The sequence below is a fragment of the Bradyrhizobium sp. USDA 4011 genome (genome assembly GCF_054063415.1).
Map to the genome: position 1 here is coordinate 6,978,298 of NZ_JBSSGG010000001.1, position 25,044 is coordinate 7,003,341.

General features: G+C 63.6%; 24 protein-coding genes and 1 pseudogene. 16 read left to right on the forward strand and 9 right to left on the reverse strand.

What is annotated here, in order from left to right; all coding sequences use genetic code 11:
- Positions 1–250 precede the first annotated feature (250 nt).
- On the forward strand, positions 251–3,316 hold the full coding sequence (locus ACVW1C_RS32805) for an ATP-binding protein (protein WP_456761803.1): 3,066 nt from the start codon (positions 251–253) through the stop codon (positions 3,314–3,316).
- A gap of 78 nt (positions 3,317–3,394) precedes the next feature.
- Here the strand turns inward: ACVW1C_RS32805 and ACVW1C_RS32810 are convergent, their stop codons facing one another.
- The 4 genes from ACVW1C_RS32810 to ACVW1C_RS32825 all read right to left on the reverse strand — a co-directional run bounded on the left by ACVW1C_RS32810 (position 3,395) and on the right by ACVW1C_RS32825 (position 8,536).
- On the reverse strand, positions 3,395–4,120 hold the full coding sequence (locus ACVW1C_RS32810) for a formyltransferase family protein (protein ID WP_456763234.1): 726 nt from the start codon (positions 4,118–4,120) through the stop codon (positions 3,395–3,397).
- A gap of 38 nt (positions 4,121–4,158) precedes the next feature.
- Positions 4,159–5,517, reverse strand: a complete 1,359-nt coding sequence (locus ACVW1C_RS32815; RefSeq protein ID WP_456761804.1) for a hypothetical protein — start codon at positions 5,515–5,517, stop codon at positions 4,159–4,161.
- 58 nt (positions 5,518–5,575) lie between these two features.
- Complete coding sequence (locus ACVW1C_RS32820) at positions 5,576–7,921, reverse strand: hypothetical protein (RefSeq protein ID WP_456761805.1); 2,346 nt, start codon at positions 7,919–7,921, stop codon at positions 5,576–5,578.
- Between the two features lie 180 nt (positions 7,922–8,101).
- A complete protein-coding gene (locus tag ACVW1C_RS32825; RefSeq protein ID WP_456761806.1) occupies positions 8,102–8,536 on the reverse strand; it encodes a hypothetical protein in 435 nt (144 codons plus the stop codon).
- A gap of 53 nt (positions 8,537–8,589) precedes the next feature.
- Here ACVW1C_RS32825 and ACVW1C_RS32830 point away from each other — a divergent pair, with 53 nt between their 5' ends.
- The 11 genes from ACVW1C_RS32830 (at position 8,590) to ACVW1C_RS32880 (ending at position 18,738) form a co-directional block, all read left to right on the forward strand.
- Positions 8,590–9,291, forward strand: a complete 702-nt coding sequence (locus tag ACVW1C_RS32830; protein ID WP_456761807.1) for an RNA polymerase sigma factor — start codon at positions 8,590–8,592, stop codon at positions 9,289–9,291.
- Between the two features lie 140 nt (positions 9,292–9,431).
- Positions 9,432–10,256 carry a flagellin gene (locus ACVW1C_RS32835; RefSeq protein WP_456761808.1) on the forward strand — a complete coding sequence of 275 codons (825 nt, stop codon included), beginning with the start codon at positions 9,432–9,434 and terminating at the stop codon, positions 10,254–10,256.
- Positions 10,257–10,317: 61 nt separating this feature from the next.
- Positions 10,318–12,009, forward strand: coding sequence for a flagellar filament capping protein FliD (fliD, locus tag ACVW1C_RS32840; RefSeq protein ID WP_456761809.1), 1,692 nt, complete (start codon positions 10,318–10,320; stop codon positions 12,007–12,009).
- Entirely contained in the window at positions 12,009–12,452 is a 444-nt protein-coding gene (locus ACVW1C_RS32845; RefSeq protein WP_456761810.1) for a flagellar export chaperone FliS, read from the forward strand. The genes fliD and ACVW1C_RS32845 overlap by 1 nt, the downstream gene beginning before the upstream one ends.
- A gap of 95 nt (positions 12,453–12,547) precedes the next feature.
- A complete protein-coding gene (locus ACVW1C_RS32850) occupies positions 12,548–13,069 on the forward strand; it encodes a hypothetical protein (RefSeq protein WP_456761811.1) in 522 nt (173 codons plus the stop codon).
- A gap of 240 nt (positions 13,070–13,309) precedes the next feature.
- Positions 13,310–13,981: a flagellar hook assembly protein FlgD gene (locus ACVW1C_RS32855; RefSeq protein ID WP_456761812.1), complete on the forward strand. Its 672-nt coding sequence runs from the start codon at positions 13,310–13,312 to the stop codon at positions 13,979–13,981.
- 19 nt (positions 13,982–14,000) lie between these two features.
- Entirely contained in the window at positions 14,001–15,290 is a 1,290-nt protein-coding gene (gene flgE / locus ACVW1C_RS32860; RefSeq protein ID WP_456761813.1) for a flagellar hook protein FlgE, read from the forward strand.
- A complete protein-coding gene (locus ACVW1C_RS32865; protein WP_456761814.1) occupies positions 15,290–15,541 on the forward strand; it encodes a hypothetical protein in 252 nt (83 codons plus the stop codon). The genes flgE and ACVW1C_RS32865 overlap by 1 nt, the downstream gene beginning before the upstream one ends.
- 19 nt (positions 15,542–15,560) lie before the next feature.
- On the forward strand, positions 15,561–16,016 hold the full coding sequence (locus ACVW1C_RS32870) for a flagellar protein FlgN (RefSeq protein WP_456761815.1): 456 nt from the start codon (positions 15,561–15,563) through the stop codon (positions 16,014–16,016).
- Between the two features lie 27 nt (positions 16,017–16,043).
- Entirely contained in the window at positions 16,044–17,813 is a 1,770-nt protein-coding gene (flgK, locus tag ACVW1C_RS32875) for a flagellar hook-associated protein FlgK (protein WP_456761816.1), read from the forward strand.
- A 16-nt stretch (positions 17,814–17,829) separates the two neighbouring features.
- Positions 17,830–18,738, forward strand: coding sequence for a flagellin (locus tag ACVW1C_RS32880; RefSeq protein WP_456761817.1), 909 nt, complete (start codon positions 17,830–17,832; stop codon positions 18,736–18,738).
- Between the two features lie 16 nt (positions 18,739–18,754).
- Here the strand turns inward: ACVW1C_RS32880 and ACVW1C_RS32885 are convergent, their stop codons facing one another.
- The 4 genes and pseudogenes from ACVW1C_RS32885 to ACVW1C_RS32900 form a co-directional block, all read right to left on the reverse strand.
- Positions 18,755–19,693, reverse strand: coding sequence for a substrate-binding periplasmic protein (locus ACVW1C_RS32885; RefSeq protein ID WP_456761818.1), 939 nt, complete (start codon positions 19,691–19,693; stop codon positions 18,755–18,757).
- 8 nt (positions 19,694–19,701) lie between these two features.
- A pseudogene (locus ACVW1C_RS32890) lies at positions 19,702–20,053 on the reverse strand (c-type cytochrome).
- 13 nt (positions 20,054–20,066) lie between these two features.
- Positions 20,067–21,731 (reverse strand): methanol/ethanol family PQQ-dependent dehydrogenase, encoded by a 1,665-nt coding sequence (locus tag ACVW1C_RS32895; protein ID WP_456761819.1) that lies wholly within the window; start codon positions 21,729–21,731, stop codon positions 20,067–20,069.
- Between the two features lie 228 nt (positions 21,732–21,959).
- Positions 21,960–22,205, reverse strand: coding sequence for a hypothetical protein (locus tag ACVW1C_RS32900; protein ID WP_456761820.1), 246 nt, complete (start codon positions 22,203–22,205; stop codon positions 21,960–21,962).
- A gap of 200 nt (positions 22,206–22,405) precedes the next feature.
- On the opposite strand from ACVW1C_RS32900, the gene ACVW1C_RS32905 reads away from it, so the two are divergent.
- The 4 genes from ACVW1C_RS32905 to ACVW1C_RS32920 all read left to right on the forward strand — a co-directional run bounded on the left by ACVW1C_RS32905 (position 22,406) and on the right by ACVW1C_RS32920 (position 24,657).
- The gene (locus ACVW1C_RS32905) at positions 22,406–22,804 is read left to right on the forward strand and encodes an EF-hand domain-containing protein (protein WP_456761821.1); all 399 of its coding nucleotides are present in this window, start codon (positions 22,406–22,408) and stop codon (positions 22,802–22,804) included.
- Between the two features lie 342 nt (positions 22,805–23,146).
- Positions 23,147–23,227, forward strand: coding sequence for a pyrroloquinoline quinone precursor peptide PqqA (gene pqqA, locus ACVW1C_RS32910; RefSeq protein WP_009031067.1), 81 nt, complete (start codon positions 23,147–23,149; stop codon positions 23,225–23,227).
- Positions 23,228–23,433: 206 nt separating this feature from the next.
- Positions 23,434–24,318: a hypothetical protein gene (locus ACVW1C_RS32915; RefSeq protein ID WP_456761822.1), complete on the forward strand. Its 885-nt coding sequence runs from the start codon at positions 23,434–23,436 to the stop codon at positions 24,316–24,318.
- Between the two features lie 102 nt (positions 24,319–24,420).
- A complete protein-coding gene (locus ACVW1C_RS32920) occupies positions 24,421–24,657 on the forward strand; it encodes a hypothetical protein (protein ID WP_456761823.1) in 237 nt (78 codons plus the stop codon).
- Between the two features lie 3 nt (positions 24,658–24,660).
- Here the strand turns inward: ACVW1C_RS32920 and ACVW1C_RS32925 are convergent, their stop codons facing one another.
- Complete coding sequence (locus ACVW1C_RS32925; protein WP_456761824.1) at positions 24,661–25,014, reverse strand: hypothetical protein; 354 nt, start codon at positions 25,012–25,014, stop codon at positions 24,661–24,663.
- Positions 25,015–25,044 lie beyond the last annotated feature (30 nt).

Sequence of the window (25,044 nt, forward strand, 5' to 3'; positions counted from 1 at the left end):
CATAAGTTATGCAACGCGGGGACGTCGAACGAAATCGGTCGTACGGCTCAAGTCGCGCCGTCTGATTTCTCGCGCTTCGACCTACCACTCAAGACTGTATCTCGTCCAGTTTAGCAACCTCTCGCGTTGACGCGGAGGCAGACGGACAACACGTCCGGATTGATAAGCATGCCCCGATGGGTAATCTCTACTCTAAGCTGCTCACCGGGATGCTGAGTTGGCGAGACCGCAGCAGCCTTTGAGAGCAGGAATGCTTTGCTTCGCATGCCAATCGACGATCGGAGCGGACGACAATTGGTGCGCCCAATGCGGTGCCGCCGTAGCAAAGCGCCTCGATCCCGACAGTGAACAGCGATTTGTAACCATCCTTCGCGCCGACGTGGTCGATTCCACGGGGCTCGTAGCGGACCTGGATCCGGAAGAGGCGGTCTCCCGCCTGGAGCCGGCCCTGGCTGCCATGCGCGGCGCAGTGCGCCAGTTTGGCGGCATCGTCAGCAAGGAATTGGGGGATGGGCTCGCCGCGGTATTTGGTGCCCCGATTGCTGACGACAACCACGCGCCGCTTGCTTGCCATGCCGCGATCGAACTCGTCCGACGTATCGGGGGCTTGGGCGATCCGGCGCTCCAGGTTCGGGTGGGGCTCCATTCGGGGCGCGTGGTGACCTACATGGTCGCCAGCGAATATTCCAAGGTCTATGAGATCGGAGGGGCAGCGCAGCATCTTGCGGCGCGCCTCGAAGCGGTCGCCGGACCGAATCAGATCTACGCGTCCGAGGCTTGTCAGCATCTCGCCGATGGCAATGTCCAGTTCGACTATTTGGGTCGCAAACGACTCAAAGGGTTCAGCGATCCTGTGCCGATCTACCGTGTGACCGGCGCAACCAATGTCTCCAGTTGGCGGGTACGCAGGGCGCGAAGCGTTGCACGGTTTGTCAACCGCGTGGACGAGACCGGGTTGCTCAGGCAGCTGGCTCAAAATGCCGGGGCGAGCCGGCGGACGGCGCTCTTGATTGGCGATCCCGGCATCGGAAAGTCGCGGCTCGTGCATGAGTTTGTCGACGAGCTCAAGCGCGAGGGCTGGCGTCCGGTCCACGCAGAGTGCAGTCCGAATCTTCAAGGTGCACCGTTCAGCGCGCTGAAGGCGCTCATGCTGTCGATGCTCGAAGGGACTGCGGCGGACGCCGATATCCAGACCGAGCCTCCGACGGATCTGACCGGGATAGCGCGTTCCGCCATCAATGCGGTGCTGGATCGTCCGATATCGGACCCAGAGTGGGGCGAGCTGGAGCCACACGCGCGCGGCCGCGCGATCAGCGACGCGAGCTGCGCGATTCTCGAGGGCCTAGTCGTCCGCCAGCGCACGGTGATCCTCGTCGAGGATCTGCACTGGATCGATCGCGCCAGCGAGGCCGTTGTCGCTGCGCTCGCGTCGCTACAGATACCTAGCCTTCTGGTGTTGTTGACCAGCAGACCCAACGGCATTCCGGACTGGATCGCGCGCTGCAACGCCGAGATCGCCGCGTTGCGGTCGCTCGCCGAGGATGCCGGACGGGAAATGCTGGACGATATCTTGGGGCGGTCCGCGAACATGGCCGATCTGAAGAGCCGCGTCGTGCTTCATACGGCCAGCGTGCCACTCTTCATTGAAGAGGTCTGCCGGGGTCTCAAGGACAGCGGGATTCTGCGGGGGCATTGGGGCGATCTGGCGCTGGCGCGTCCGGTCGGCGAGCTTGGTATCCCGAGCAGTATCCAGGGAGTCATCGCAGCGCGTCTGGATCGGGTATCGAGGGAGGAGCGCTCCCTGTTGCAGATCGCGGCAGCGCTAGGCCCACGCTCGACGGAAGTTATCTTGCGCGAGGCGTCCGGCCTCCCTGAGCCCGTGCTGCAGCGCTGCCTGGCGGTTCTCGACCGCTCGGAGTTTCTGGTGAAGATCGATATCGAGCCGGATCGAGTGCTCGAGTTTCCGCACGAAATGGTCCGCCAGGTCATCTACGACTCGATGGTCGAAAAAGTGCGTGAAGGCGTCCACGCACGCATTCTTGCGACGTTGGAGGGCAATGGAAGCTCGCATGATGAGCCCAGCAGGCTCTGCTATCACGCAATGCGAGCGAAGGACTGGCAGAAAGCTTTCAGCTACGGCAGAACTGCCGCGCGGAAGAGCCTGGCACGATCGGCATTTGCCGACGCAGCCAACTACTTTGAGATCGCGATGACCGCACTCGACAAGACGCCGTTCGCTCGCTCGCGCGAAGCGGATGCGGTCGACCTTCGCATCGAGGCGCGCACGGCCTTCATGAGCGCAGGCAAGGTCGCCGAATGGTTCGATCTCGGAAGAGACGCGGAGGAGCGCGCCAACGCGATCGACGATATCGGGCGGAAGGTCGCGGCGATGGCGGTCAGGTCGGGGGCGCAGAACTTCTACGGCACCCCGGTCGAGGCGATCGAAACCGGCGAGGAGGTTGCCCGTCTGGCGGGAGAGTGGGGCAATCCGGGTTGGCTCAACCTGGCTCAGTACAGCCTGGGCCAGGCCTATTTCATTGCCGGGCGCTATCGTGACGCGGAGCAAATGCTGGGACAGGCTTGCCTCCGCCTATCCGGGCCGGATGCCAGCGCGCCGCCCGGGACGACGCCGAAAACCCTGGAGCTGCTGTGCTGCATGATGAAAAGCGTGACCCACACCACCTTGGGAGAGATTGATATGGGGGCCGAGTTTCATCAGCGCGCCACGGCAATCGCCAATGAGAGCAACAGGCCGTTTGATCGCGTTGGCGCCGGCTACAGCGGTGGTTGTCTGGCGCTCGGCCGGGGTAATCCTGGCGAAGCAGCGGCGGTTCTGGAGGACGCTTTTGCCATTACGCAAAAATATGGAATTCGCCTCTTCGTGCCTGTCATCACCTGCCATCTTGGTATTGCCTATCTGGAACAGGGACGTCTCGCTGACGCGCGGGCTACGCTCGTCGAAGCCCGAGAGGTAGCCAGGTCGGTGAGCTATACCTCGATCGTGCTGCGTACCTCGATCTATCTGGCACTGGCTCTGAGCCGGCTCGGCGATGCGCCAACCGCCTTGAACATGCTGCGAGAGGCGCGAAATACCGCGCGGCAGCAGGGCTTTTCCGGTCTGGAGGCCGAGGCGTTGTTCGGAGAGGCGGCGGTGTCGCCGGCGTCTAATGAGAACGACAGGACTTCCATTCTGCACAAATTGCGCGCGGCAATTGCGATTGCATCGAGCAGTGGAACGAAGCCGCTGCTGCATCGGGCCGAAGCGCTCCTGAACGGGATGCTTGCCGATCCACAGGGTGAACCCTGGCGGCATTAGAGCATGACCCGGAGAAGTGCGAAGCGGCGTTCCGAAAGGATCAAGCGTGATGACGCTTCAACCTGGTCTCGTCGCCCTTCAAGACGCCGCCGCGAGCGGCGGCGATGCCACCTGCGGTGCCTCGGGTGTCTGCATGGCGGTCGTCGCCAGCTGGAAGCGGATGCCGTGCACGGAGATGGTTAGCGGGATAGCGCGGAAGTCGTCGTGGAAGGCGCGGATTCGGCGGGCCAGCTCGCCGGCACTGATGCCGGCGGGAAGCTCGCACATGTCGCGGTACATTTGGCGGGTGCTCTTGATGCCGCACCAGGCGATCTCCAGTTCCTGCAGCGGTGAGGGATCGCGGGCGAGTTCGCGCGACATCCGCCAGAACAGATGGGCAAGCCGCACATAGGCAATCTGCTCGAGCCCGCGCACGCTGATCTTGTCGGGAATGATGAAGGACTCGACCCCGACGATCGGACCGGAATCGACCCGCGCGGCCATCACATGCGCGGTCGCGCCGAACGTGCGGGCACCGTCATAGAGCGCGAAATGCGCCGGCGCCCAGCCGGGATATTGCGGCGGGCCGGGGTGGAAATTGTAGGCGCCATGGCCGAGCGCCGCCAGGATGCTTTCAGGCACGATGACGCTGGTGGTGAACGCCAGCAGCCGGGCCTCGTGCAACACCTCGGGCTCGATCGCCGCGAGGTCCTCGGCCGTCACCGCGCAGCGGAACGATAGCGCCGGATTGTGCGCCTTCAACAGCTCGGTGAGCGCGAATTGCTGGTTGGCGACGCCGGTGAGAAGGATGATGGTCTTCATGATGTCGATGTCCTTCTCTTGCCTGGTTATTGTACTGTTGATCAGCCGCGCTGCCCGGCCATGACGAGGACGCTGCCGGCATCGCGGGACTGACCCACGGAGCGGAACAGATCGGCCGGCAATGCCTGCCAGGGCGCAATCTCGATGATCCGGTTGTTCGCGCCGGCGGCTGCCGATTTTGCCGCGCGGATATCGTCCTGCCAGGGGCAGAGCGCGAGTTCGAGCCGGCCGAACCCTCCGCAATCGGCGGCGAACGCGCCGGTGACAGCCTCGATGCTGGCAGCCATTTCGCGTGCGTCGCTGGTCGCGATATCGCGCATGATCACGGTGATCGCGTTGTTCGAGGCTACCTGCGACCTGATCACGATCATGGCGTCGCGGCCGCCGCTGCGGCTGGCGCGCCGCGCGGCCCGCATCGTGACGCCGAATTCGGCATCGGGCCCAAGGTCGCTGTTATCGGTCGGCAGATCGTGGACGATTGTGGTGTGGCGGGGCGTGCCGGCGTCTTCGGCGGGCGCATGGTACGAGCGTGGCAGCCAGGCGGTGTCGAGCGCCATTTGCGACGACGTCAGGCTCCAGGCCTGGTCGAGCAGGTAGCCCTCCCAGACCGCGGGATAGGCGGTCGCGATGTGATGCCAGTTGCGCAGCAGCGCTTCGGCGGCCGGGGTGCGGCCGAGATACAAAGTGCGCGCCGACATCTCCCACCGGTTCCACTTGTGGAGCGCAATGTCGCATGCGAGGGACGACGGCAGCAATGGCGGTTCGCTGAGCGTCGCATCGGCCTCGACGAAGAGCAGCGGCTCGCGGTGCTCCTGCCACATCCGCAGCATGAAGGCAGACTTCTCGGACGCGCGCATGTGCTCGCCATCAGCGGTGTCGATCGGCACGATGTCGCAGGCGATCTCGAATTCGGCCAGCTTCTCGCGGAGCGCGCGGGCATGATCCTCGCCGCAGGCGCGGGGATAGCAGGAGACCACGCGCAGCGCTGAGTCGGAGCGGGAGCCTTCCGCGGGGGCGATCGGGCGCCAGTTGAGGCCGCCCCACCACATCTCGTGCGGGCCATCGAAGCTCGGCCCGATCGTCCCGAAGTCGGTCAGCTTGGACTTCAGGAAATCGAACGCGGGATTTTCGCCGAAGGGGACAACGACCGCACAATCGGCGCGAAGCGCCCGATAGAGCATTTCGGCGGCGGGGCCGCTCGGCGGCTCGACGAGGATGATGACGCCATGGTCCCGCCCCGGCACGGAACCGGCCTGGTGGATGGTCGCGCGTCCGAGCCGTTCGGACAGCCATGCGAGCCGCCGGCGCTGCGTGGCGCTCATCCGGACGCCGTTCGCCGCCAGCAATTGGTCGAAATTCGTCTGCAAGTCGTCCGCTTGCACCGTGTCAGCCGAAATCATGCCCGCACTACCCCTCGTTAACCTTCTACGAGCGGGGCGGCCAGATCAGGCGGACAAATCATTTGCCATTGGTTGCCTGCGCACTGTTGGCGCCGCGCCAGCTCAGCGTGGCCGAGGGGGCCCGGTTACCGTCGCGGTCCTCGACCGCCAGGATGCGGTCATGGTCGAGGGCGGTCAGCGCGACGGTGTAGATCGCAACATCGTCCTCGAAGCCGTCGACCGGGATCAGCAGCATGCCGTCCTCGGTGGTGGCACGGAACTGACGGCCGCTCCGCTCGAGGCCGGCATCGATCAGCCGTCCCTCGGCGATCGCCTTCACGTTCGAACTCTCCGCCGCCTTCGCGGCGCTCTCGCCGTACTGGACCGTGATGCCGTGGAGCATCCCGGCGCGGGTGAGCTTTGCCAGTGGCAGCGCGATGGTCGCGACCGCCATGCGGCGCGACAATGGAATCCGCAGGCGGAGGTCGCCGAGCCCGGTATGATAGACGCTGACGGCTTCCAGCGACGCCTGGCCGTCCGGCCCGAACAGGCCGACTTGCAGCGTCCCGCATTGCGCCTCGCCGAACACGTTCGCGGGCAGGCGATTGGCGCCGAACAATGTGTAGAGATAGGCGTGCGACGGCGACAATGCGGCAAAGCTGCCGGCCAGCCACATCGGCGGCGCCGGCGCCGTGCATGCGGTCGAGAGGCCGCGGGCGACGATGCAATCATTGATGAAGCCGGCGTCGAGCAGCGGCGCGAGCGCCTGGGTGCCGAGGTTGACGTCATGCTTGATGCCGCCGAGCAGCACGAGTTCATCGTCGTCGGGCAGCAGCAGCAGGCGCCCGAGCACGGCGGCGGCCCAGCGTGCCGCAACGACGGGATCGGCGTCGGGCTGCAATGCATAGTGCGGTGCCAGCTCGCGGGCGCGCGACGCATAGGCCAGCGTCCCGGACTGCACCTCGTTCGCCAGCGCCAGTTGCGTGGCCGGGCGCTGATCGCCCTCGCGCAACACCTCTCCGCCGCGATAATCGCGCGCCGATCCTTGATCGGAACAGCAAAGCTGCTCCAGCAATGCGACGTTGCGGATCAGCATGCGCTTGACGTGCGGCGTGACGATGCGATCCGAGATCAGGCCTTCCGCGGTGTCGGTGTCGGCGATGTCATCGAAGGCATCGTCAAGCGTCAGCAGGTAGGCGCCATGCAAGCGGATGCGAATGCCTTCGCGATCGAAGATCCGCCGCAGCGACTTCTGCACGCTGGCGGAATAGCCGAGATCGACGAGGATGAGGTCGGTGCAGCCATCGAAATCCGCGATCTTCGCCCGAAGATAAGCGAGCAGGCGCGTGCGGACACCGGCAGCGATGTCGGTGATCTCGCGCGGGTCCATCAGATCGGGCAGGGCGTCGGCGAGTTCGCGGCCGCTCGCAATGCCGTCGGGATATTGCGCGAAGAACTTCATCACCGCTGGAGGCTGCACCTTGACGATATCGACAAAGGTGGCCGCGTCGATCTTGACGACCCGGCTCAGCAGCTCACTGAGAGGTTCGAGCGTATCGGCGGATCCGACCAGGCTGACACGGCGATTGACCTCGACATAGGCGCCGGTCTCGCCATGGCTTGCCTGCCAGACGCGATAGGGCAGCAAACCGTCGCGGCCGAGAAATCCGATCGCAACGCGCGCGCCCTCGCGCGCCAGCGCAGCGCGCTGTGCTTCGATGAAGGCGTCGAACGCCGCCATCACCGGACCGAGCACGGTCACACCGAGGTTGAAAGCGGGAGAATGCTCTGCGCTACGTGCCGTCACCGCGCGTCGCAACGTGCGGGCGCCGTCATCGAGCCGCGACGGCTGATCGGGGCACAGCAGCTCGAAGATCGCCGTTTCACGCTGAAACTTGGACGCCAGCGCTGCGCTGGCCTGCGGATAGTAGCGCGGGCGGATGCCGTGACGGCGCGCGCCCTTGATGTCGGCGTTGTGGTTGTCGCCGATATGGAACGAGCTTGCCGCATCGATGCCTTGCTGGGCGAGATAGGTCTCGAACAGCGCTTCGCTCTTGCTGCTGCCGTGATCGCAGGACGCATACAGGAAATCCCAGGTCAGCCCGGGGCTGCAGGTCCGCAACAGCTGCGCGAGCTGCTCGGTGCTCCAATAGGTGTCGGAGATGAAGCCGACGCGAAGATTGCCGCGCTTCATGTCCAGATATTGCTCGAGCATTTCCGGATTGACGCGGCACAACGCAATCTCGGCTTCGAACTCGGTCCGTGCGAGATCCTGCAACGCATCGCGGTTCAGGCCGAACAGCCTGAACGGAAAGTATTTATAGATGTCGTCGATGCTTACTTCAGTGGAGCCGTTGCGCTCCAACGCCAGCTTGCGCGCGCGCGTCTCCGCCTGGATTCGATGCTGAACGAAAATGTTGGACATACTTGGAAAGTTTTCAGCAATGCGAGAAAGCTGAAAAACCCTTTCAAATACGCCATCTGGCGTCGTGCAGGCGCGCAACAGAAATGTATCGAAAACATCGAATGAACATGCAGAAACATTCTGCGCTCGACGCGTCGCGTCGACCGTCACGATCATCATGCGCAAGATTCCCGCCAGTCCTCATGCGTTCAACGCGCGCATGAGACAAATCAGGCGCGTCGGTTCAAAAAAGTCGATGCGGGATTCGAAAACGCGCGCTTCGCGACTGACAGATTCAAAAAATCCGATAACGTCGAAACAGTGATTCGGAAAAATTTGCCTAGTCGCAATCGTCGAATGCAAGATGACGACCACGCGGCAATGGATCACTCGCATGCTCCGCGCATGCACGTGTTCGCGTAGCGTTAGTCGATGTGACAACAGCGTTTTCCGGCGCGACGATCTCTCCCGCGGGAATGCGAGGCGATGCTGAACGACTGCTCCAAATCCCGTCGAACTTTTGCCTGCGCGCCAGCGCGGCGGCAGCTTTTGCCGGGCGGTCGGCAAAAACATCCAGCTAAGCATTTGAAAAATAACGAAAAAACTTCGCCTGGTTTGCTTGACCCCTTCGTTCAACGCTCAGAAGCCGCATGGGATGTGTGCCAGCGGCGCGGGTTGGAGAGCGGGGCATGAGTTACGCGCTTGATATGACGGCAGCGGCCGAGATCGAGGCCTCGACGGCCGCGGTCGCGCCGGTCGAAGCGGCTGCCCCCTGGAGCGAAGTCCCCACGGTCGCGGATGTGGGTCCGCTCGACACCGTCGAGATCCAGGACGAAGACAAGGAATTGCTCGACCGTCTCGCCGCCGGCGACGAGGCGGCGTTCCGCGCTCTCGTCGAACGTCATGTCGATCGCGCCTACGCGATCGCGCTGCGCATCGTCGGCAACGCCGCCGACGCCGAGGACGTGGTGCAGGACACCATGCTGAAGGTGTGGACGCATCGCGGCCGCTGGCAGCATGGTCGCGCCAAGTTCTCGACCTGGCTGTATCGCGTCGTCAGCAACCGCTGCATCGACCTGCGCCGCAAGCCGCGCACCGAGAATGTCGATGTCGTGCCCGAAGTGGCCGACACCCAGCTCGATGCCTCTACCGTCATCGAGCGCAACGAGATCGGCAATCTTCTGGAGGTCGCGATGCAGCGGCTGCCCGAGCAGCAGCGCGTCGCGGTGATCCTCTCCTATCACGAGAACATGAGCAACGGCGAGATCGCCGAGGTGATGGATACGACGGTCGCCGCAGTCGAATCGCTGTTGAAGCGCGGGCGGCAACAGCTGCGCGAAATGCTCAAGCGGCACGAGCGTGACCTGCGCGGCGCGTTTACCGACTGCTAACCATAAATTCCAGCTTCTGAAGATTTCGCGCCTGACCACCGACCGCCGACCCGTTTGATCGGGCGGACGGGGGCTGGATCCGCGTCACCTCTCACTTTCACGATGCGGCATGCCATGCCCCATCAGCACAGGAGCTACTCATGCCCGCAATTTCCACCAACACAGCAGCCAACTCCGCGGTCCGTTACCTCAACATCAACTCCATGCAGGAAAGCAGCGCGCTGTCGAAGCTGTCGAGCGGCTCGCGCATCACCTCGGCGTCCGACGACGCCGCCGGTCTCGCGATCTCGACCCGCATCTCTTCCGACATCACCACCCTGCAGCAGGCCGCGACCAACGCTTCGCAGGCGACCTCGATCCTGCAGACCGCCGACGGCGGCGCGTCCAACATCTCCGACATTCTCGCCCGCATGAAGTCGCTGTCCTCGGAGTCCGCCTCGGGCACCGTGACCGACTCCAGCCGCGCCTATATCAACTCGGAATTCACGCAGCTCAAGGGCGAAATCGACTCGATCGCCACCGGCACCCGCTACAGCAGCCAGAGCCTGCTCGATGGCTCGAGCGTGTTCTCGTCGGGCGTCGCCGTGCTGGTCGGCTCGACCGCGACCGACACCATCACGATCACGCTCACGAGCCTGACCGCGTCCTCCTTGGGCGTGACCTCGCTCGACGTCTCCACCCTGTCCGGCGCCACCAGCGCCCTGTCGGCGCTCGACACCGCGATCGACAGCGTGTCGGCCGCCCGTGCCGACATCGGCGCCCAGGAATCCCGCTTCAACTTCAGCGCGGACTCGATCTCGACCCAGACCCAGAACCTGCAGTCGGCCAACTCGGCGATCAAGGACGTCGATATCGCCGCCGAGCAGGCGACGCTGTCTTCGGCCGAAGTGAAGACCCAGGCTGCGGTCTCGGCCGAAACCGCGGCGAACCAGATGCCGCAGTATCTGCTGAAGCTGCTCGGCTAATTGAAGACTGATCGGGCCGGCCTGAGGCCGGCCCGATCCCTGTTGCGGTGGACGTGTTGACATGACTGTAAGCGGCGCGACTTCGGGAACGGCCACCTCGCCGAGTTCGGCGAGCACCGTGACGACCACCGGCACGACCAACTCGAGCAGCATCAACTGGTCCGAGCTGATCCAGGCCGAAGTCAACGCCAAGCTGGCGCAGGCAACATCGATTACCACGAAGATCACGGCAAACCAGGCCAAGGTCACGGCCTATACGAGCTTGCAGACAGAGCTCTCGACGCTGGCCACCGGGCTGGAGTCGCTGAGCACGTCGATCGTCAACCCGCTTGCCACCAACGCGTTCGCCACACGCTCGGCAACGATCTCGTCGACCGGCGACGTCAGCGCTTCCTCCGCGCTCAACATGAGCGTCAACAGTGGCTCGCCAACCGGCGATCACACTCTTCAGATCAGCCAGCTCGCGACTGCGCAGAAGGTGATCGGCTCCTCGCAGTCGAGCTCGTCCACCGCGCTGGGCCTCGCAGGCACGTTTTCGCTGGGTCTGGCCGGCGGCAACAGCTCGGCGATCACAATCACCAGCGGCATGTCGATGCAGGACATCGTCGACACCATCAATGCGCAGAGCTCGACCACCAATGTGCAGGCGTCGATCGTTCAGGTGTCGAGCGGGTCTTACGAGATGGTGTTGACGGGGACCCAGGACGCTGCCGACATCACCTATTCGTCGACCTCGGGCGACGACATCCTGAACAAGCTTGGCGTCACCGACACGACTGGGGCGTTCACGAATGTGCTCCAGAAATCGCAAGCAGCGCAATTCACGCTCGACGGTATCTCGCTGACTCGCAACACCAACGATATTTCCGACGTTCTGTCCGGCGTCACCTTCGACCTGTTGCAGCCGACGCCGAGCGGCACCAGTCTGAATATCAGCATCCAGACCGATACCAGCCAGATCACGTCGGCGCTGCAGACTTTCGTGACGAACTACAACGCGTTTCGCGACCAGGTCATCGCGCAGTCCGCGCAGAATTCCGACGGCACGGCGTCGTCGAGCGCGGTGCTGTTCGGCGACAGCACGATGCGGGACATCATGACCCAGCTGCAGCAGGTGCTGAGCGGGTCCGTCGGCAGCATGACGATGGCCGATCTCGGCCTGTCATTCAACCAGAACAACGAGCTGCAGCTCAATAACGGCACGCTGTCGACCGTGCTGACGCAGAATCTCGCCGGCGTGACTTCGCTGTTGTCGGCGCAGACGACGACGTCGTCCAGTCAGCTCAGCGTGGTCAACACGGGCACATCACCGCGATCGTTCACGCTCGACCTGACCGTGGACTCGTCTGGCACGCTGAGCGGGGCCTCCGTCGGCGGCGACAGTTCCGGCTTTTCGGTCGTCGGCAACACGATCATCGGCAATGCCGGGACGATCTATGCCGGGATGGCCTTCAACTATACCGGCTCGACGTCGCAATCGATCAAGGTGACCTCGACCTCCGGTCTTGCGTCGCAGATCTACCAGATCGCACAGACCAGTTCCGCGAGCTCCGGGTCGTTGCAGACGCTGATCAGCAACCTGCAGTCCACCGACGACGACATGCAGACCCAAGTCAACACCATCCAGAGCGACGCGGCGACCTACCAGACGCAGCTGCAAACGCAATACGCCAACTATCAGGCTGCCATCGAAACGGCCAACAACACGCTGGGCTACCTGAGTGCCCTCCTGAACGCATCATCGAGTAAATAATGACCCAGAATGCTACGGCCTACCTTGCCAACAATGCCTATCGATCCGCCGCGGTGGCGGTCCCGCCGCTGAAGGCGGTGGTGATGCTGTGCGATGGCGCCATCACGTTGCTTCAGAAGGCGCTGGATGCGCACGAGGCGAAGCGCTTCGAGGAAGGGCATACCTATCTGACGCGGGCGACCGCGATCCTGCGCGGCCTGAGCCACCATCTCGACGTCACCCGCGGCGGCGCGATGGCCGATCGCCTGTTCCGGACCTACAACGCGCTGATCATGGCGTGCCTGCGCTCCTACGGCCGGCCGCACGCCAGGGAGAATTTCCGGCGCATCATTGCCAGCCTGACGGAACTCCGCGACGCCTGGAAGTTCGTCGAGGCGACCGCCGGCAAGGCCGCCAAAGCCAGGACACTCGAGAAGACGCTCGAATCAGCAGCCGGCCGCTGAGCGGGCGAATCGGCCGGCGAACCCCGTTTCGCCGGGAGGGGGCAGGGCGCTCGGGCGGGCGTCCTGTTGGGGAAAAAGGCCGCTCGGTGAGCACCATGCTGGACCTGACGCTACGGCGGCGGAAATTGATTTCCGCCGTCCCGCGAATGCTTTATGACAGCCTTGGCGACGAGGCTGGATCTGCGCGCGGGATGGACGTTGCGACATTCGAAGACCTGATCGACCGGCTGGGGGAGGATCTGTCCCGCTGGCCCGATGATCAACGTCTTGCCGCGGTCCAGCTGCTCGCATCCTCGGCTGAGGCGCGGACGCTCTATGAGCAGGCGAGCGCGGTGCGCCGGGCGCTCACGGCGCCGCCGGTTCGTGCACCCAAGGGTCTGGTCGACCGCATCGTCACCGTGGCGGCGAAACTGCCCCAGGACGAACTGCCCGAAGTGGCGGCTCCGGAGCCGGCCCCGTCTGAGGAGCAGCCGAACGATGCCCAAGCTCCAGGCGATGCCGCGCAGCAAGGCAAGGTGCTGCCGGCGCTGCTGCTGGCCCTCTGCCTGTTGCCCGCGCTGGCGCCGCAGGCACTGATGCTCGCCGAGCCGGATCTGCCGATCAGCCTCTCGCGCTAATCTCTCCGCAATTCCTTTTGCAACACTCCGCGCCCTTCCGCGGCGGGTCGGCTTGCGCGCGCATTTGCGCGCCTCCGGGCCGCGACCGACACGGCAAATTCTGCCGATTAATCAAGTGATTCCGAGCGGATGAATCCGCGCCTGAAATCGCCGCGTCGTCCGTTCTATCTGCGAACGACATCACGATCCCAATGTTTCACCGCGTTCCGTCGCCTAGCCCGCGACGAAGAGAGCCTTGTCATGACCGTTTCCTCGGCAACCTCTGCTGCAGCCTCCGCCGCCTCGAGCTCGTCGTCGAGTTCGTCAAGCGGCGCGTCGATGGGGATGAGCTCGACCGATTTCCTCAACCTGCTGGTCAGCGAACTGCAAAACCAGGATCCGCTGAACGCCACCAGCACGACCGACTTCATCAATCAGCTCACCTCGTACGCCAACTTCACCGAGCAGCAGTCGACCAACGCCAGCATGACGTCGCTCGCGAGCTCGTTCTCGAGCCTCGTGACGCTCAACTCGGTCAACTATATCGGCCACACCGTCGAGGCGAAGACCAACACGGCGGAGCTGACCAACGGCTCCGCGACCTTCGGCTACTCGCTCACCTCGGCCGCTTCCAACGTCGCGATCGCGATCCAGGACTCCTCGGGCAACACGGTGTGGAGCGGCAAGGGGACCGGCAATGCCGGCTCCAACACCTTCACCTGGAACGGCCAGACCACGAACGGCACTCAGCTCAGCAACGGCGGCCAGTACACGATCCAGGTGACCGCGACCGACTCCGCCGGAAACTCGCTGCTCAGCTACACCACGATGACGGGAACGGTGACCGGGATCGATGCCTCCGGCTCGACGCCCTCGCTGCTCGTGAACGGTGTCCCCGTCAGCGCCGCCAACATCATCGGCGTCACGTCCTGATTGCTTCCGGAGTATTGTCATGAGTCTTACTGGTGCACTTTCCTCGGCGATCTCGGCGCTCAACTCGCAGAGCCAATCGCTGGCAATGATTTCCGACAACATCTCGAACGCCGATACCACGGGGTACAAGACCACGTCGGCGATGTTCGAAGATCTGGTGACTGCGTCGAACAGCGCCACCTCGTACACATCCGGCGGCGTCACGGTGTCCGGCCGCGCTAACATCACTCAGCAGGGATTGCTCGCCGCGACCACCAACGCCACCGACGTTGCGATCCAGGGCAGCGGTTTCTTCGTCACCACCAATGCGACGACCGGCGGCACCACATCCTATACGCGCAACGGTGCGTTCACCACCGACAACTCGGGTTATCTCGTCAACAACGGAAACTATCTCGAGGGCTGGCGCACCGACGCGCAAGGCAACATCATCGGCAATGCTTCCGCCGCGAGTCTCGGGCCGATCAACACGCAGGTCGCCTCCACCAGCGGCAGCGCGACCACCAAGACCACGGTCGCGGCAAACCTGCCGGCCGATGCTGCCATCGGCGCGACGTTCAACAGCTCGATGACGGTCTACGATTCGCTTGGTACGGCGAGCACGATCCAGATCGACTGGAAGAAGACCGCAGATAATGCCTGGCAGGCGAGCTTCGAGCAGCCTAAGCTCGCGTCGGACTCCAGCACGGCCAGCGCCAACGCGATCACCGATACGGTGGCGATCACCTTCAATCCCGACGGTTCGCTCGCCTCGACGGTGCCGAGCCCGCCGACCATCTCGATCACCGGCTGGAAGGACGGCGCGGCCGACAGCTCCACCGCTAATGGTACAGCGATCACGCTCAATCTCGGCACGGCCGGCAAGACCGACGGTCTCACGCAATATTCGTCGGGCCAGGCCATGCCTTCCGTCGACCTCACGAGCATCACGTCGGACGGCCTGCCTTACGGCAAGCTGAGCAGCATCGCGATCGGCAAGGGCGGCGTGGTCGATGCGACCTACTCCAACGGGCAGACCATCGCGATCTACAAGATCGCGGTTGCGACCTTCAGCGACCCCAACGGACTGAGCGCGGCCAGCGACGGCCTGTACTCCGCGACGGCAGCCTCCGGCAACGCCACGCTGCAGACCTCGGGGGCCAACGGCGCCGGCACGATCTACGGCAGCGAGCTGGAATCGAGCACCACCGACACCAGCGGTCAGTTCTCCAACATGATCTCGGCGCAGCAGGCCTATTCTGCGGCGTCGCAGGTCATCACCACCGTCAACAAGATGTTCGACACGCTGATTTCGGCGGTGTCGCGATGATGACCGGAAAGAAGAATGACCGCCTGCTGGTCAGGCTTCAGCGGCTGAAGGCGAGGGCGGCCTCGGTTCGGCCGAACGATCGGGCGCAACTCACTGCGTTGCTCGACGACGTCGAAACATTACGAGACCTGCTGATGCGCGAGTGCGCGCGGCTCGACCAGGAAATCAACCGGGCCTCGGTCCGGGTAACGGCAATCACCGCGTATGGGCGCAGCGCACAGTCGGTTCGCGCCCTGCGTCGCGGACACTAGCTTGAACGGGAGCGATGACATGACACCGGAACGCAACATCAAGATCAATCCCGCGGGCAATGACGAGCGCGCCAGGTCGTTGATCGCTCTGATCGACAATCTGATCGAGATCGTGAACGAGGAGAACGTCGAGCTCGCCAAGGGCCTGCCGGCCTCGCGGCTGAAGCAGGTCGACGATAAGAACCGCCTCGCCACGCTGTTCGAGCAGTGCGTGGCGGAGGCCGTCGGCAAGACCGCCAACCTCAACGTCCAGGATCGCGTGCTGCGCGAGCAGCTGATGGATCGGATCCTGAAGCTTCGGGTCGCGATGGACGAGAACGTGATGCGGCTGCGCGCGGCGATCGATGCCAGCAACCGCAGGATCGAGGCGATCATGCAGGCGATCCGCGAGCAGATCGCCAACGTCTCGCCTTACGGGGCCGGTGGCCGTCGCGTCACATCCGCGATGTCCTATGGCACCAACGTGCGGGCCTGATCGCGCCGGCGCCGGAAGGAGTGGGTCGTGTCGTCGCTCGATATCGCACGAAGCATCGCATTCAGCGGGCTGTCAGCCACGCAGGTGCAGATCAGCGTGGCCTCGGCCAACATCTCCAATGCCGATACCAAGGGCTATACCGAGAAGACCGCCAACCAGAGCAGCAGCGTCACCAGTGGTGTCGGCACCGGCGTCACGATCTCGGGGATCACCAGCGCGGTCGACAAGCTGCTCCTGAAGTCGCTCGTCGGAGCCGATTCCGATCTCGGCGCCGCCGACACCAACAACAGTTATCTGACCGAGCTCCAGCAGCTCTATGGCAGCACGTCGAGCGGCGACAGCTCCACGACGGGTACCTCGCTGGCAAACACGATCGCGGCATTCGAGTCGGCGCTGTCCTCGCTCGCGGGCACGCCGAGCAGCGCTTCGCTGCAATCGAACGCCGTCAGCGCGCTCGCTGCGGTCACCAATCAGCTGCAGCAAGCCTCGAGCGGCATCCAGAAGCTGCGCTCCAACGCCGACCAGGACATCGCCTCGGCGGTCACCGACATCAATTCCGATCTGCAGCAGATCTCCGACCTCAACAAGCAGATCAAGCAGGAAGCGGCTGCGGGCCAGTCGACCGCCGATCTCGAGGACCAGCGCAACGGCGCGCTGCAGGACCTCGCCTCGCAAATGAATGTGAGCTATTTCACCACGTCGAGCGGTGATCTGCAGGTCTATACCGGCTCCGGGCAGGCGCTGGTCGACAGCACGGCACACCCGCTGAGCTACACGGCGCTGCCCAGTGTCACGGCATCGACGACGTATAGCGCGGGATCGTCGAGCGGATTCAGCGGTATCACCGTCAACGGGGTCGACATCACCTCGCAGATCTCCTCCGGTAAGGTCAGCGCCCTGATTGCCCTGCGCGACCAGACCCTGCCGGCCGCGCAGTCGCAGCTCGACGAGCTTGCCCAGCAGCTGGCCTCGAGCGTGAATGCAGTATCGAACCGGGGCACATCAATGCCGCCGCCAGCGAGCTTGACCGGTACGGCGACTGTCAGCAATTCGACATCGTTCGCGGGCACCGGCACGGTGCGTATCGCTGTCGCCGACAAGAGCGGGAATCTCGTATCGTATCAGGATATCGATCTATCGGCATATTCCACGGTGGGCGCTCTTGCCGCCAAGATCAACACCATCCCAGGCGTCTCGGCATCGGTTGATGCCAACGGACATTTGTCGATCTCGGCGACCGGGTCGGGCAATGGCATCGCCATCAACCAGATGACGAGTTCGGTCGGCGGTGAGGGATTTTCGCAGTATTTCGGGCTCAACGACCTGATCACGGGGACCAACGCCTCCAACATCGCGGTACGAAGCGACATCCCGAGCGGCACGGCGGCGCTGCCGACGGCGACACTCGATGCGTCGTCCACGCTGACAGTCGGAAACTCGGTGCTGTCGTCGGGCTCGGCGACGGTGGTGAATGCGCTCTCGATCGCGCTGACGGGGTCGACCAATTTCGCCATGGCGGGTGGGCTGGGCGCCACCACCGGCTCTTTCACCGACTATGCGGCAGCTATCGTTGCCAACGTCGCCGGCAAGGCGAGCCAGGCGTCGGCAACCTACACATCCAAGCAAACCGCGCAGTCGACCTATGCGAGCTCGCTGTCGTCGCAGTCCGGCGTCAATATTGACCAGGAAAGCGCGAATCTGAGTGCGTTACAGAACAAATACGCTGCCGCGTCCCAGATCATCACGGCCATCAACGCCATGTTCTCGGCGCTGATGACCGCGATGACCGCAGCCTGAGTGTGAGGGCGTTGTCATGATGATGCGTGTTGCCACCTTCGCGCAATCGGAGCAGATGATATCAAGCGCGCTGCGTGTGCAGTCGGCGATGGCCAATGAGCAGGTGCAGGAGTCCTCCGGGCTGCAATCCGAGGATTTCGGCGGCTACGGCTCAGGCGCCGGGCGCGTGATCAATTTGCAGGTCTCGGTGACGCGCGCCCAGTCCTATATCGATGCCAGCAATCTCGCCGACAACAAGGTGCAGGCAATGTATTCGGCGGTCGGCTCGGTGACCGATATTATCACGCAGCTTCGGACCCAGCTCAGCGCCGCCACGACCGGCAGCAGCACGGCGACGGCATCGGTGATCAACTATGCCCAGCAGGCGATCTCGCAGATGCAGGGGCTGCTCAACACCCAGTATGACGGCGAATACGTCTTCAGCGGCGCCCGCACCGATACTGCGCCTGTGGATCTGTCGGGCTATGACAGCGGCACGGGCTCGCTGACGACATCGGACACCAGCTACTACAAGGGTGACAGCGAGATCGCGTCGGTGCGCGTTTCGGACAGCCAGTCGGTTCCCTATGGCGTCACCGCCGACAATCCTGCCTTCGAGCAGGTCATGCGGCTGTTGAAATACGTCGGCAACAGCACGACGTTGTCGTCTAGCGATATCTCGCAGGCACTCGACCTCGCCAGCAATGCATTGGATGCAACGTCCACGGTGCAGGCAAAGCTTTCGACCTCGGCGTCGCAGATCGAGACCTCCAGCACGAACCAGAGCGACTACCAGAATTTCGCCAAGACCCTGTCGACCAACCTCACCAGCGTCGACGTCGCGGCGGTAACGGCACAGCTTTCGACCTATCAGGCGCAGCTGACGGCATCCTATTCGGCGATCGCCAAGATCCAGAGCATGAACCTGGCGAGCTACCTGCGATAGCAGCCTGTCGCCGGCATCAGCGGTTCAGGATCTTCAGCCAGACGTCGCCGAGGATGATCGGCTCGCGCGGGGGAAGCCAGGTCAGGCCTGCCGTCTTGCCAAGCTCGGCGATGGTGCCCTTGGCTTGCAGGTCGGACAGCACCTTGTTGACAGCCTCAAGCAGCGCCTTGTCGGTCTCGAGAGCGACGTAACCGCGGTTGGCGCCGATCGGATAGTAATAGCCGGAGGCGGTGATCTTGGTGTCGGGATGATCAGCACGGTAGGCGTCGAACCGGCGCAGGTCGAGCAGGGTGGCGTCGAATTCACCGCGTTCGAGCTCTCCCAGCAGGTCGCTGCGCCCGGGAACGAGGTGGGTGATGTCTTCGATCAGCTTTCCCTTGTCGAAGGTCATCAGAATGGCATCGCCCAGCGTACCGCTTTCGATCGTCAGGCGAAGGCCGGCAAGATCGCCGATATCGGTGATCTTGCGGTCCTTGACCCGGTCCTTGGCCTTGGGGCCGAGCACGACGGTCATCGGCGAATAGATGTAGGGCTGGCTTGGCGCCAGCACCCCGATCGGAATCCGCCGGCGGCGATCGTCGCGCGTGGCGCCATCGAAGTCCGGCAGCTTGGCAGTCGCGACACCGGGCGCCTTCAGCGAGTCGGTGGTGAGGGCGTAGCCGCCGACCAGCGAGCATCGCCCGTCCGACAGCAACGCATTGGCCTCCAGCGCGGGGCTCGAATCCTCATCGAGCTTGCTCTCGAACCACTGGATCTTGAGCGGCCGTCCGAGCCGCTCGGCGATCACTTGCGCGAGCGCGACGTCGAAGCCGGTATCCGGCTTGCCGCGATGATGAGCCGACAACGGCGGGAGATCCTCGTCGAGGCATACTTTGAGCGGCGCGTCGGTGGCATGCGTTGCCGCCGTCATGGCGAGAAGCAAGGCTGTCGCGGCGGCCGCCAGCAGCGCTCTCATAGGCGCTCTCATGGGGTCCTCCGGCTCGACAGGAAGGCCCAGACGTCGGCGATCTCCTGCTCGCTCAGAATGTCGGCCCAGGGCGGCATCTTGCCGTTCTTGCCTTGCTTCACAGTGGTAACGAAGCGCGTCTTGTCGTCGGGAAACGCGCGCAAGTCCGGCGTGATTGTGCCGGAGTTCACCATGTTGGGGCCCATGGCAATGCGAGCAGTTCTTGGCGTAGGTGACCTTGCCCTGGTCGGCCTGACCCTGAAGGTCGATTGCACTGGCTTGCTGTGCGGCTGCCGGGATCAAGGTGATCAAGGCCGCCGCGACGGCGGCGAAGATCGCCGCCGTCAACAGGGTTACTCTTTCAGTCACGAGTGCTCCGCGCTCAGTTCTTGACCGCGAAAACCCACAGCGAGCCGCCGGGCGGGACCTTGGCAAGCCGCTCGTCGCCCGAGAACAGCGAATAGACGCCGCCATAGCCCGAGGTGACGGCGACGTACTGCACGCCGTCCTGCTGCCAGGTCACGGGTTGTCCTTCGATGCCCGAACCGGTCTGGAACTGCCAGAGCTTCTTGCCGGTGTCAGCGTCGAACGCCTCGAATTCGCCGGTCAGCTGACCGGTGAACACCACGCCGCCGGCCGTGGAGAGGACGCCGGAGAAGCGCGGAATGTCGCTCGGCGCTTCCCACTTCGCCTTGCCGGTCATCGGATCGATCGCCTTGAGATGGCCGCGCGGTCCGGTGCCCCATTCCCAGGGATCGGTGAGGTCCATGCCGAGATACCACTCGCCCTGCTTGAACGTCACCGGCTCGGCCTTGTACTTGCCGCCGAAGGCGAGCGTGTTGGCGTAGGCGAGACCGGTCTGCGGATTGAACGACATCGGCTCCCAGTTCTTGCCGCCGAGGATCGACGGGTAGACCGTGACCTTCTTGCCGTCACGTGCATCTTTGGCGACGTCGGTCTCGATCGGGCGGCCGGTCTTCATGTCGATGCCGGTGGCCCAGTTGACGTTCACATAAGGATTGGCCGCGAGCAGCTTCCCGTTGGTCCGATCGAGCACGTAGAAGAAGCCGTTGCGGTTGGCATCCATCAGCACCTTGGTCGGCTTACCCTCGACATTCATGTCGGCGAGCACCATCTCGGCCACCGCGTCATAGTCGAACGGATTGTTCGGCGAGAACTGGTAGTGCCACTTGATCTTGCCGGTCTTCGGATCGAGCGCGAGCACCGAGCAGGTATAGAGGTTGTCGCCCGGACGCACCGCCGAGTTGAACGGTCCGGGATTGCCGATGCCCCAATACACGGTATTCAGTTCGGCATCATAGGAGCCGGTGATCCAGGTCGATCCGCCGCCCAGCTTCCAGGTGTCGCCCTTCCAGGTGTCGCCGCCGGGCTCGTCCGGGGTCGGGATCGAGTAGGTGCGCCAGAGGCGCTTGCCGGTCGCCGGATCCCAGCCGTCGATAAAGCCGCGGGTGCCGAATTCGGCGCCCGAGATGCCGGTGATCACGACGCCGTCGGCGACCAGCGGCGCCACCGTCATCGAGTAGCCTTCCTTGATGTCCGCAGCCTTTTCGCGCCACAGCTCCTTGCCGGTCTTGGCATCGAGCGCGATCACATTGGCGTCGAGGGTGGTGCGGAACAGCTTGCCGTCATACAGAGCCGCGCCGCGATTGATGATGCCGCAGCAGACGATGCGCGGCGTCTCGGCGGGGTATTCGACCTTGGTCTTCCATATCTGCTTGCCGGTCTTGGCGTCGATCGCCATCGTGGCATTGTGGGTAGTGACGTAAAGGACGCCCTGGTAGACGAGCGGCTGCGATTCCTCGCTGCGGTCGTCGTTCAAGCTGTAATTCCAGACCGGGACCAGATTTTTGACGGTGTCCTTGTTGATCTGGTTCAGCGTCGAGAACCGCTGAAGATTGTAGCCCATTCCGTAATTGAGAACGTTCGATGTATCAGTCGCACCCTTGACCAACTGCTCGTTGGTCTGAGCGCTTGCACCATAGGATGCAAGAATCACGAGGCTTGCGACCAGCGCAATGCGTCTCATCATATCCTCCCAATGAACCTTTTCCGCACGCCTATTCCTGACGTTGCGGACGGAACCATCCCCCTGAAACCAAAACGGGTCAATACGAAAACGTGAACGAACCCCGGCCAGCCTCCGGAGGCCGGTCGAAAGCTTCAGGTTTTTGCTGATGCGCCCGTAGCTTACCGTGGCATGGAATACACAACGCCAGGTGTGACTCGCCGCTATGCCGCAGCGCGAACGGTTCGGTCAGCTCGACGGCGCATGCCGACAGGCGCTCGGACGTGGCTTGGTGCCTCGCTTGTCCGGCGGCACATTGCAATTGTCGATGCGCTGCTCGTCGGTCCATTTGCGTCCGAGCCGCTCCTTGCCAGTGAGCGTGCGCTGCTGGACAGCCTCTGCCGATGGGGCAGGGGCCCTGTTCTGCGCGGTCGCAGGTGCCGTCAGACCGAGCGCAACGAGGCAGCCCAACGTGGTCTTGCAAATGTCGCTCATGGGTCACCTCGCTCGTTCCGGTGCAATGGCATTTGCCGAACGTCAGAGATGATCCGTGAGGCAGTCCCTTTCCACCCGAAACCCGACAGGCCTCACCGGTTGCTCTGGCTGTAGGAAGCCTCGTCGAAGCTGCTATGGTAGCTTCAATCGCAGGGCACGCTCCGTATCCTTGCCGGAGCGGCACTCAAGGGAGACCGATGATGATTTCGCGCCGATCACTTGCTTTGATCTTGGCTGTTGCCGTCCTGTCAGGCCCCGCTCTGGCCGCATCGGGTGGTCGCAGCGCGCTCAAGATGCTCGATCCCGACAATGACGGCACGGTCGACCTTGCCGAAGCCAAGAAAGCTGCCGCCAACCTGTTCGCGAAGCTCGATCCCGATCATGATGGCACGCTCGACATCCGCGAATTGCGTGGACGGCTGACCGCGAAAGAACTGGCGAAGGCGGATCCGGATCATGACGGCACCCTGACGCTCGACGAATATCTCGCGGTCGTGGAGCAGCGGTTCAAGGCCGCCGATCCCGACCATGACGGAACGCTGGATGCGAAGGAGTTGAAGTCGCGCGCCGGCCGGGCGCTGCTGCGCCTGCTCAAATAGGTCCGTGCCAGCGATTTGTGCCGGGCGGATTCTGCCTATTGACGCCGGATCTTCGCGCATAACAAAAAAAGTTGCGATTTCGCTCTTGGGCAAGACGCGGACGGCGCAATCGGGTTTGCTTATTCGTGCGTCGCCGCCCGGCAGCCGGAAAATGCCTGACAGATCAGCGTCGGGATTTCCCAGCCGTTTCAATGCCGGGCGGACGTCAGCGAGCCGTCGTCCGTTTCGGCATGTCCAGCAGCGAAGTCGGGTCCTTACCCGGCCGGCTTGCGCCCTGGAACAGCCAGCCCTAGCTTGCCGCGCGGCGCAAGGCTCGCGCCAACTTAGACTTGGGAGAAGGAAATGGCCTGGAAAACACCGAAGATCGTCGAAGTGCCGGTCGGCATGGAAATCAACATGTACGCCTGCGCGGCGCGCAAGTAATCCGAGACAAGTAACGCGAGACAGCCTGCCCGGCTCGTGCAGCTTGCTGCATCGAGCCGCGGCAGGCGCCTTTCGCGGCAGCGATGCTGCCGCTACAATTTCGCGCAGATCGTTCCCACGACACGTTGAAATCGAGACCACCTGCGCGATTGGCGGGCCGTCGTGCTTTGTCCTACAGTGCGGCTTGAGGTGGTGGTCCGGGGACGATGAGCTTCGAAATCAAGCGAGGGCGTTGGGTGGGCGTGCTGTGCGCGGCGATTGCCGGTGTCGCAGCGGTGCCGCCGCTCGGCGCCTGCGCCGAGGGGTTTGATACCGAGCACATCTTCGGCTTCATGATCGGCTCCGATGTGGGCGACGTCGGCGAACGGGAATTCCAGAGCCAGAGCACCGGGCGCTTTGCCAAGGATGGCGGCCGCTATCGCGCGCTCAATCAGGAAATGGAACTTGAGCTCGTTCCGGCGCCAAATTTTCGTGTCGAGCTCGGCACGTCGTTCAGCGCGTACGATATCAACCGCGTCCCGGGCTTTGACGATCGCCGTCAATTGTCGTGGCAGAGCGTCTCGGTCGATTTCCGCTACCGCTTCCTCGATCGCGAGGCGGCGCCCTTCGGCATGACGGTCGCGTTGGAGACACGCGCCGGCCGCGTCGACGAGACGACGGTTGCGGCCGTCCGCGGCTACGGGACCGAACTCACGGTGGCGTTCGACCGTGAGTTGATCCCGAATCTTGCGGTGGCTGCCCTCAACGTCAGCTATGAGCCGGAATGGACGCGGATGCCGCGCACCGGCGCAGCAGAGCAAGATGCCACGATTGGCGTCGCGTTTGGCCTGATGGCCAAGGTGAGGCCGGATATCCTGATCGGCGGCGAAGCGCGCTATTTCAGGAAGTATGAGGGGATTGGCCTGGACGAGCTGTCCGGGCAGGCGCTGTTCATCGGTCCGACCGCCTATTTCCAGCTCTCGGAGCGCTCGCGCCTGACTGCGACCTGGAGCGTCCAGGCTTGGGGGCAGCGGGCCGGCAGCAATGCCGCCCTCGACCTGGTCAATTTCGAGCGCCACCAGGCGCGGCTAGTGTACGGTCTGAACTTCTAGAGCCGGGTTCCCACATCCTGTCACGGGCCTGTGAAACCCTGAGCTGGCTGACCACGTATCCCGTCGTGCTATTTATTTCGTGAGCACGCCCAGGGATCGCGCATGAACCCGATTGATCTGATCGTCACTGTATGTGCCGTGCTGTCGCCCGCCACCTGCGAGGAGCAGCATCTGGTGTTCAACTGGAACGGTTCGCTGCAGCAATGCGCCATGGCCGCGCCGCCTTACATCGCGCAATGGGTCGGCGAACATCCGAAATGGACGGCGGTGCGATGGCGCTGCGAATATCCGCACACCAACGATCGCGCCGGCACGGACGGCAGCCCGCCGGCGGGCTAGCTCCTATTTGTTGCAGTCCTTCAGATCCTTGTCGGACACCGAAAACACCGCATCGGCCTTGATCTCGATGTCGCGAACAAAGCACTGCCTGGCGCCGCTGTAGCCGACCTTGGCATCGTAGCGGCCGGGCTCGACGCCGGTGATCCGCAAGCGCTCGTCGTGGTCGACTTCCTTGTCTTTGTCGTTGAGCGTCTGGTTCGGACCCCACTCGTTCTTGCCCGCCGGCGACAGCTCGAAGCTCGAAATCGTGGCGCTGGTCAGATTCCACAGCCGGATGCCTTTGCCCTTGCTTTGGGCAAGCGCAGTCGCCGGCAGGACAAGCAACGCAACACCAACAGCAATCAAAGCACGCGCCATCCAACCTCTCCCTTACGCTTTCGTCCAAGG

Coding starts and splice junctions, on each gene's coding strand:
- ACVW1C_RS32915 (WP_456761822.1), top strand. CDS start 23,434: ATGAGCTTCGAAATCAAGCGAGGGCGTTGGGTGGGCGTGCTGTGCGCG.
- flgE (WP_456761813.1), top strand. CDS start 14,001: ATGAGTCTTACTGGTGCACTTTCCTCGGCGATCTCGGCGCTCAACTCG.
- ACVW1C_RS32870 (WP_456761815.1), top strand. CDS start 15,561: ATGACACCGGAACGCAACATCAAGATCAATCCCGCGGGCAATGACGAG.
- ACVW1C_RS32865 (WP_456761814.1), top strand. CDS start 15,290: ATGACCGGAAAGAAGAATGACCGCCTGCTGGTCAGGCTTCAGCGGCTG.
- ACVW1C_RS32850 (WP_456761811.1), top strand. CDS start 12,548: ATGCTGGACCTGACGCTACGGCGGCGGAAATTGATTTCCGCCGTCCCG.
- ACVW1C_RS32805 (WP_456761803.1), top strand. CDS start 251: ATGCTTTGCTTCGCATGCCAATCGACGATCGGAGCGGACGACAATTGG.
- ACVW1C_RS32880 (WP_456761817.1), top strand. CDS start 17,830: ATGATGATGCGTGTTGCCACCTTCGCGCAATCGGAGCAGATGATATCA.
- ACVW1C_RS32895 (WP_456761819.1), bottom strand. CDS start 21,731: ATGAGACGCATTGCGCTGGTCGCAAGCCTCGTGATTCTTGCATCCTAT.
- ACVW1C_RS32835 (WP_456761808.1), top strand. CDS start 9,432: ATGCCCGCAATTTCCACCAACACAGCAGCCAACTCCGCGGTCCGTTAC.
- ACVW1C_RS32920 (WP_456761823.1), top strand. CDS start 24,421: ATGAACCCGATTGATCTGATCGTCACTGTATGTGCCGTGCTGTCGCCC.
- ACVW1C_RS32820 (WP_456761805.1), bottom strand. CDS start 7,921: ATGTCCAACATTTTCGTTCAGCATCGAATCCAGGCGGAGACGCGCGCG.
- ACVW1C_RS32845 (WP_456761810.1), top strand. CDS start 12,009: ATGACCCAGAATGCTACGGCCTACCTTGCCAACAATGCCTATCGATCC.
- ACVW1C_RS32905 (WP_456761821.1), top strand. CDS start 22,406: ATGATTTCGCGCCGATCACTTGCTTTGATCTTGGCTGTTGCCGTCCTG.
- ACVW1C_RS32815 (WP_456761804.1), bottom strand. CDS start 5,517: ATGATTTCGGCTGACACGGTGCAAGCGGACGACTTGCAGACGAATTTC.
- fliD (WP_456761809.1), top strand. CDS start 10,318: ATGACTGTAAGCGGCGCGACTTCGGGAACGGCCACCTCGCCGAGTTCG.
- ACVW1C_RS32885 (WP_456761818.1), bottom strand. CDS start 19,693: ATGAGAGCGCTGCTGGCGGCCGCCGCGACAGCCTTGCTTCTCGCCATG.
- ACVW1C_RS32900 (WP_456761820.1), bottom strand. CDS start 22,205: ATGAGCGACATTTGCAAGACCACGTTGGGCTGCCTCGTTGCGCTCGGT.
- ACVW1C_RS32855 (WP_456761812.1), top strand. CDS start 13,310: ATGACCGTTTCCTCGGCAACCTCTGCTGCAGCCTCCGCCGCCTCGAGC.
- ACVW1C_RS32925 (WP_456761824.1), bottom strand. CDS start 25,014: ATGGCGCGTGCTTTGATTGCTGTTGGTGTTGCGTTGCTTGTCCTGCCG.
- ACVW1C_RS32830 (WP_456761807.1), top strand. CDS start 8,590: ATGAGTTACGCGCTTGATATGACGGCAGCGGCCGAGATCGAGGCCTCG.
- pqqA (WP_009031067.1), top strand. CDS start 23,147: ATGGCCTGGAAAACACCGAAGATCGTCGAAGTGCCGGTCGGCATGGAA.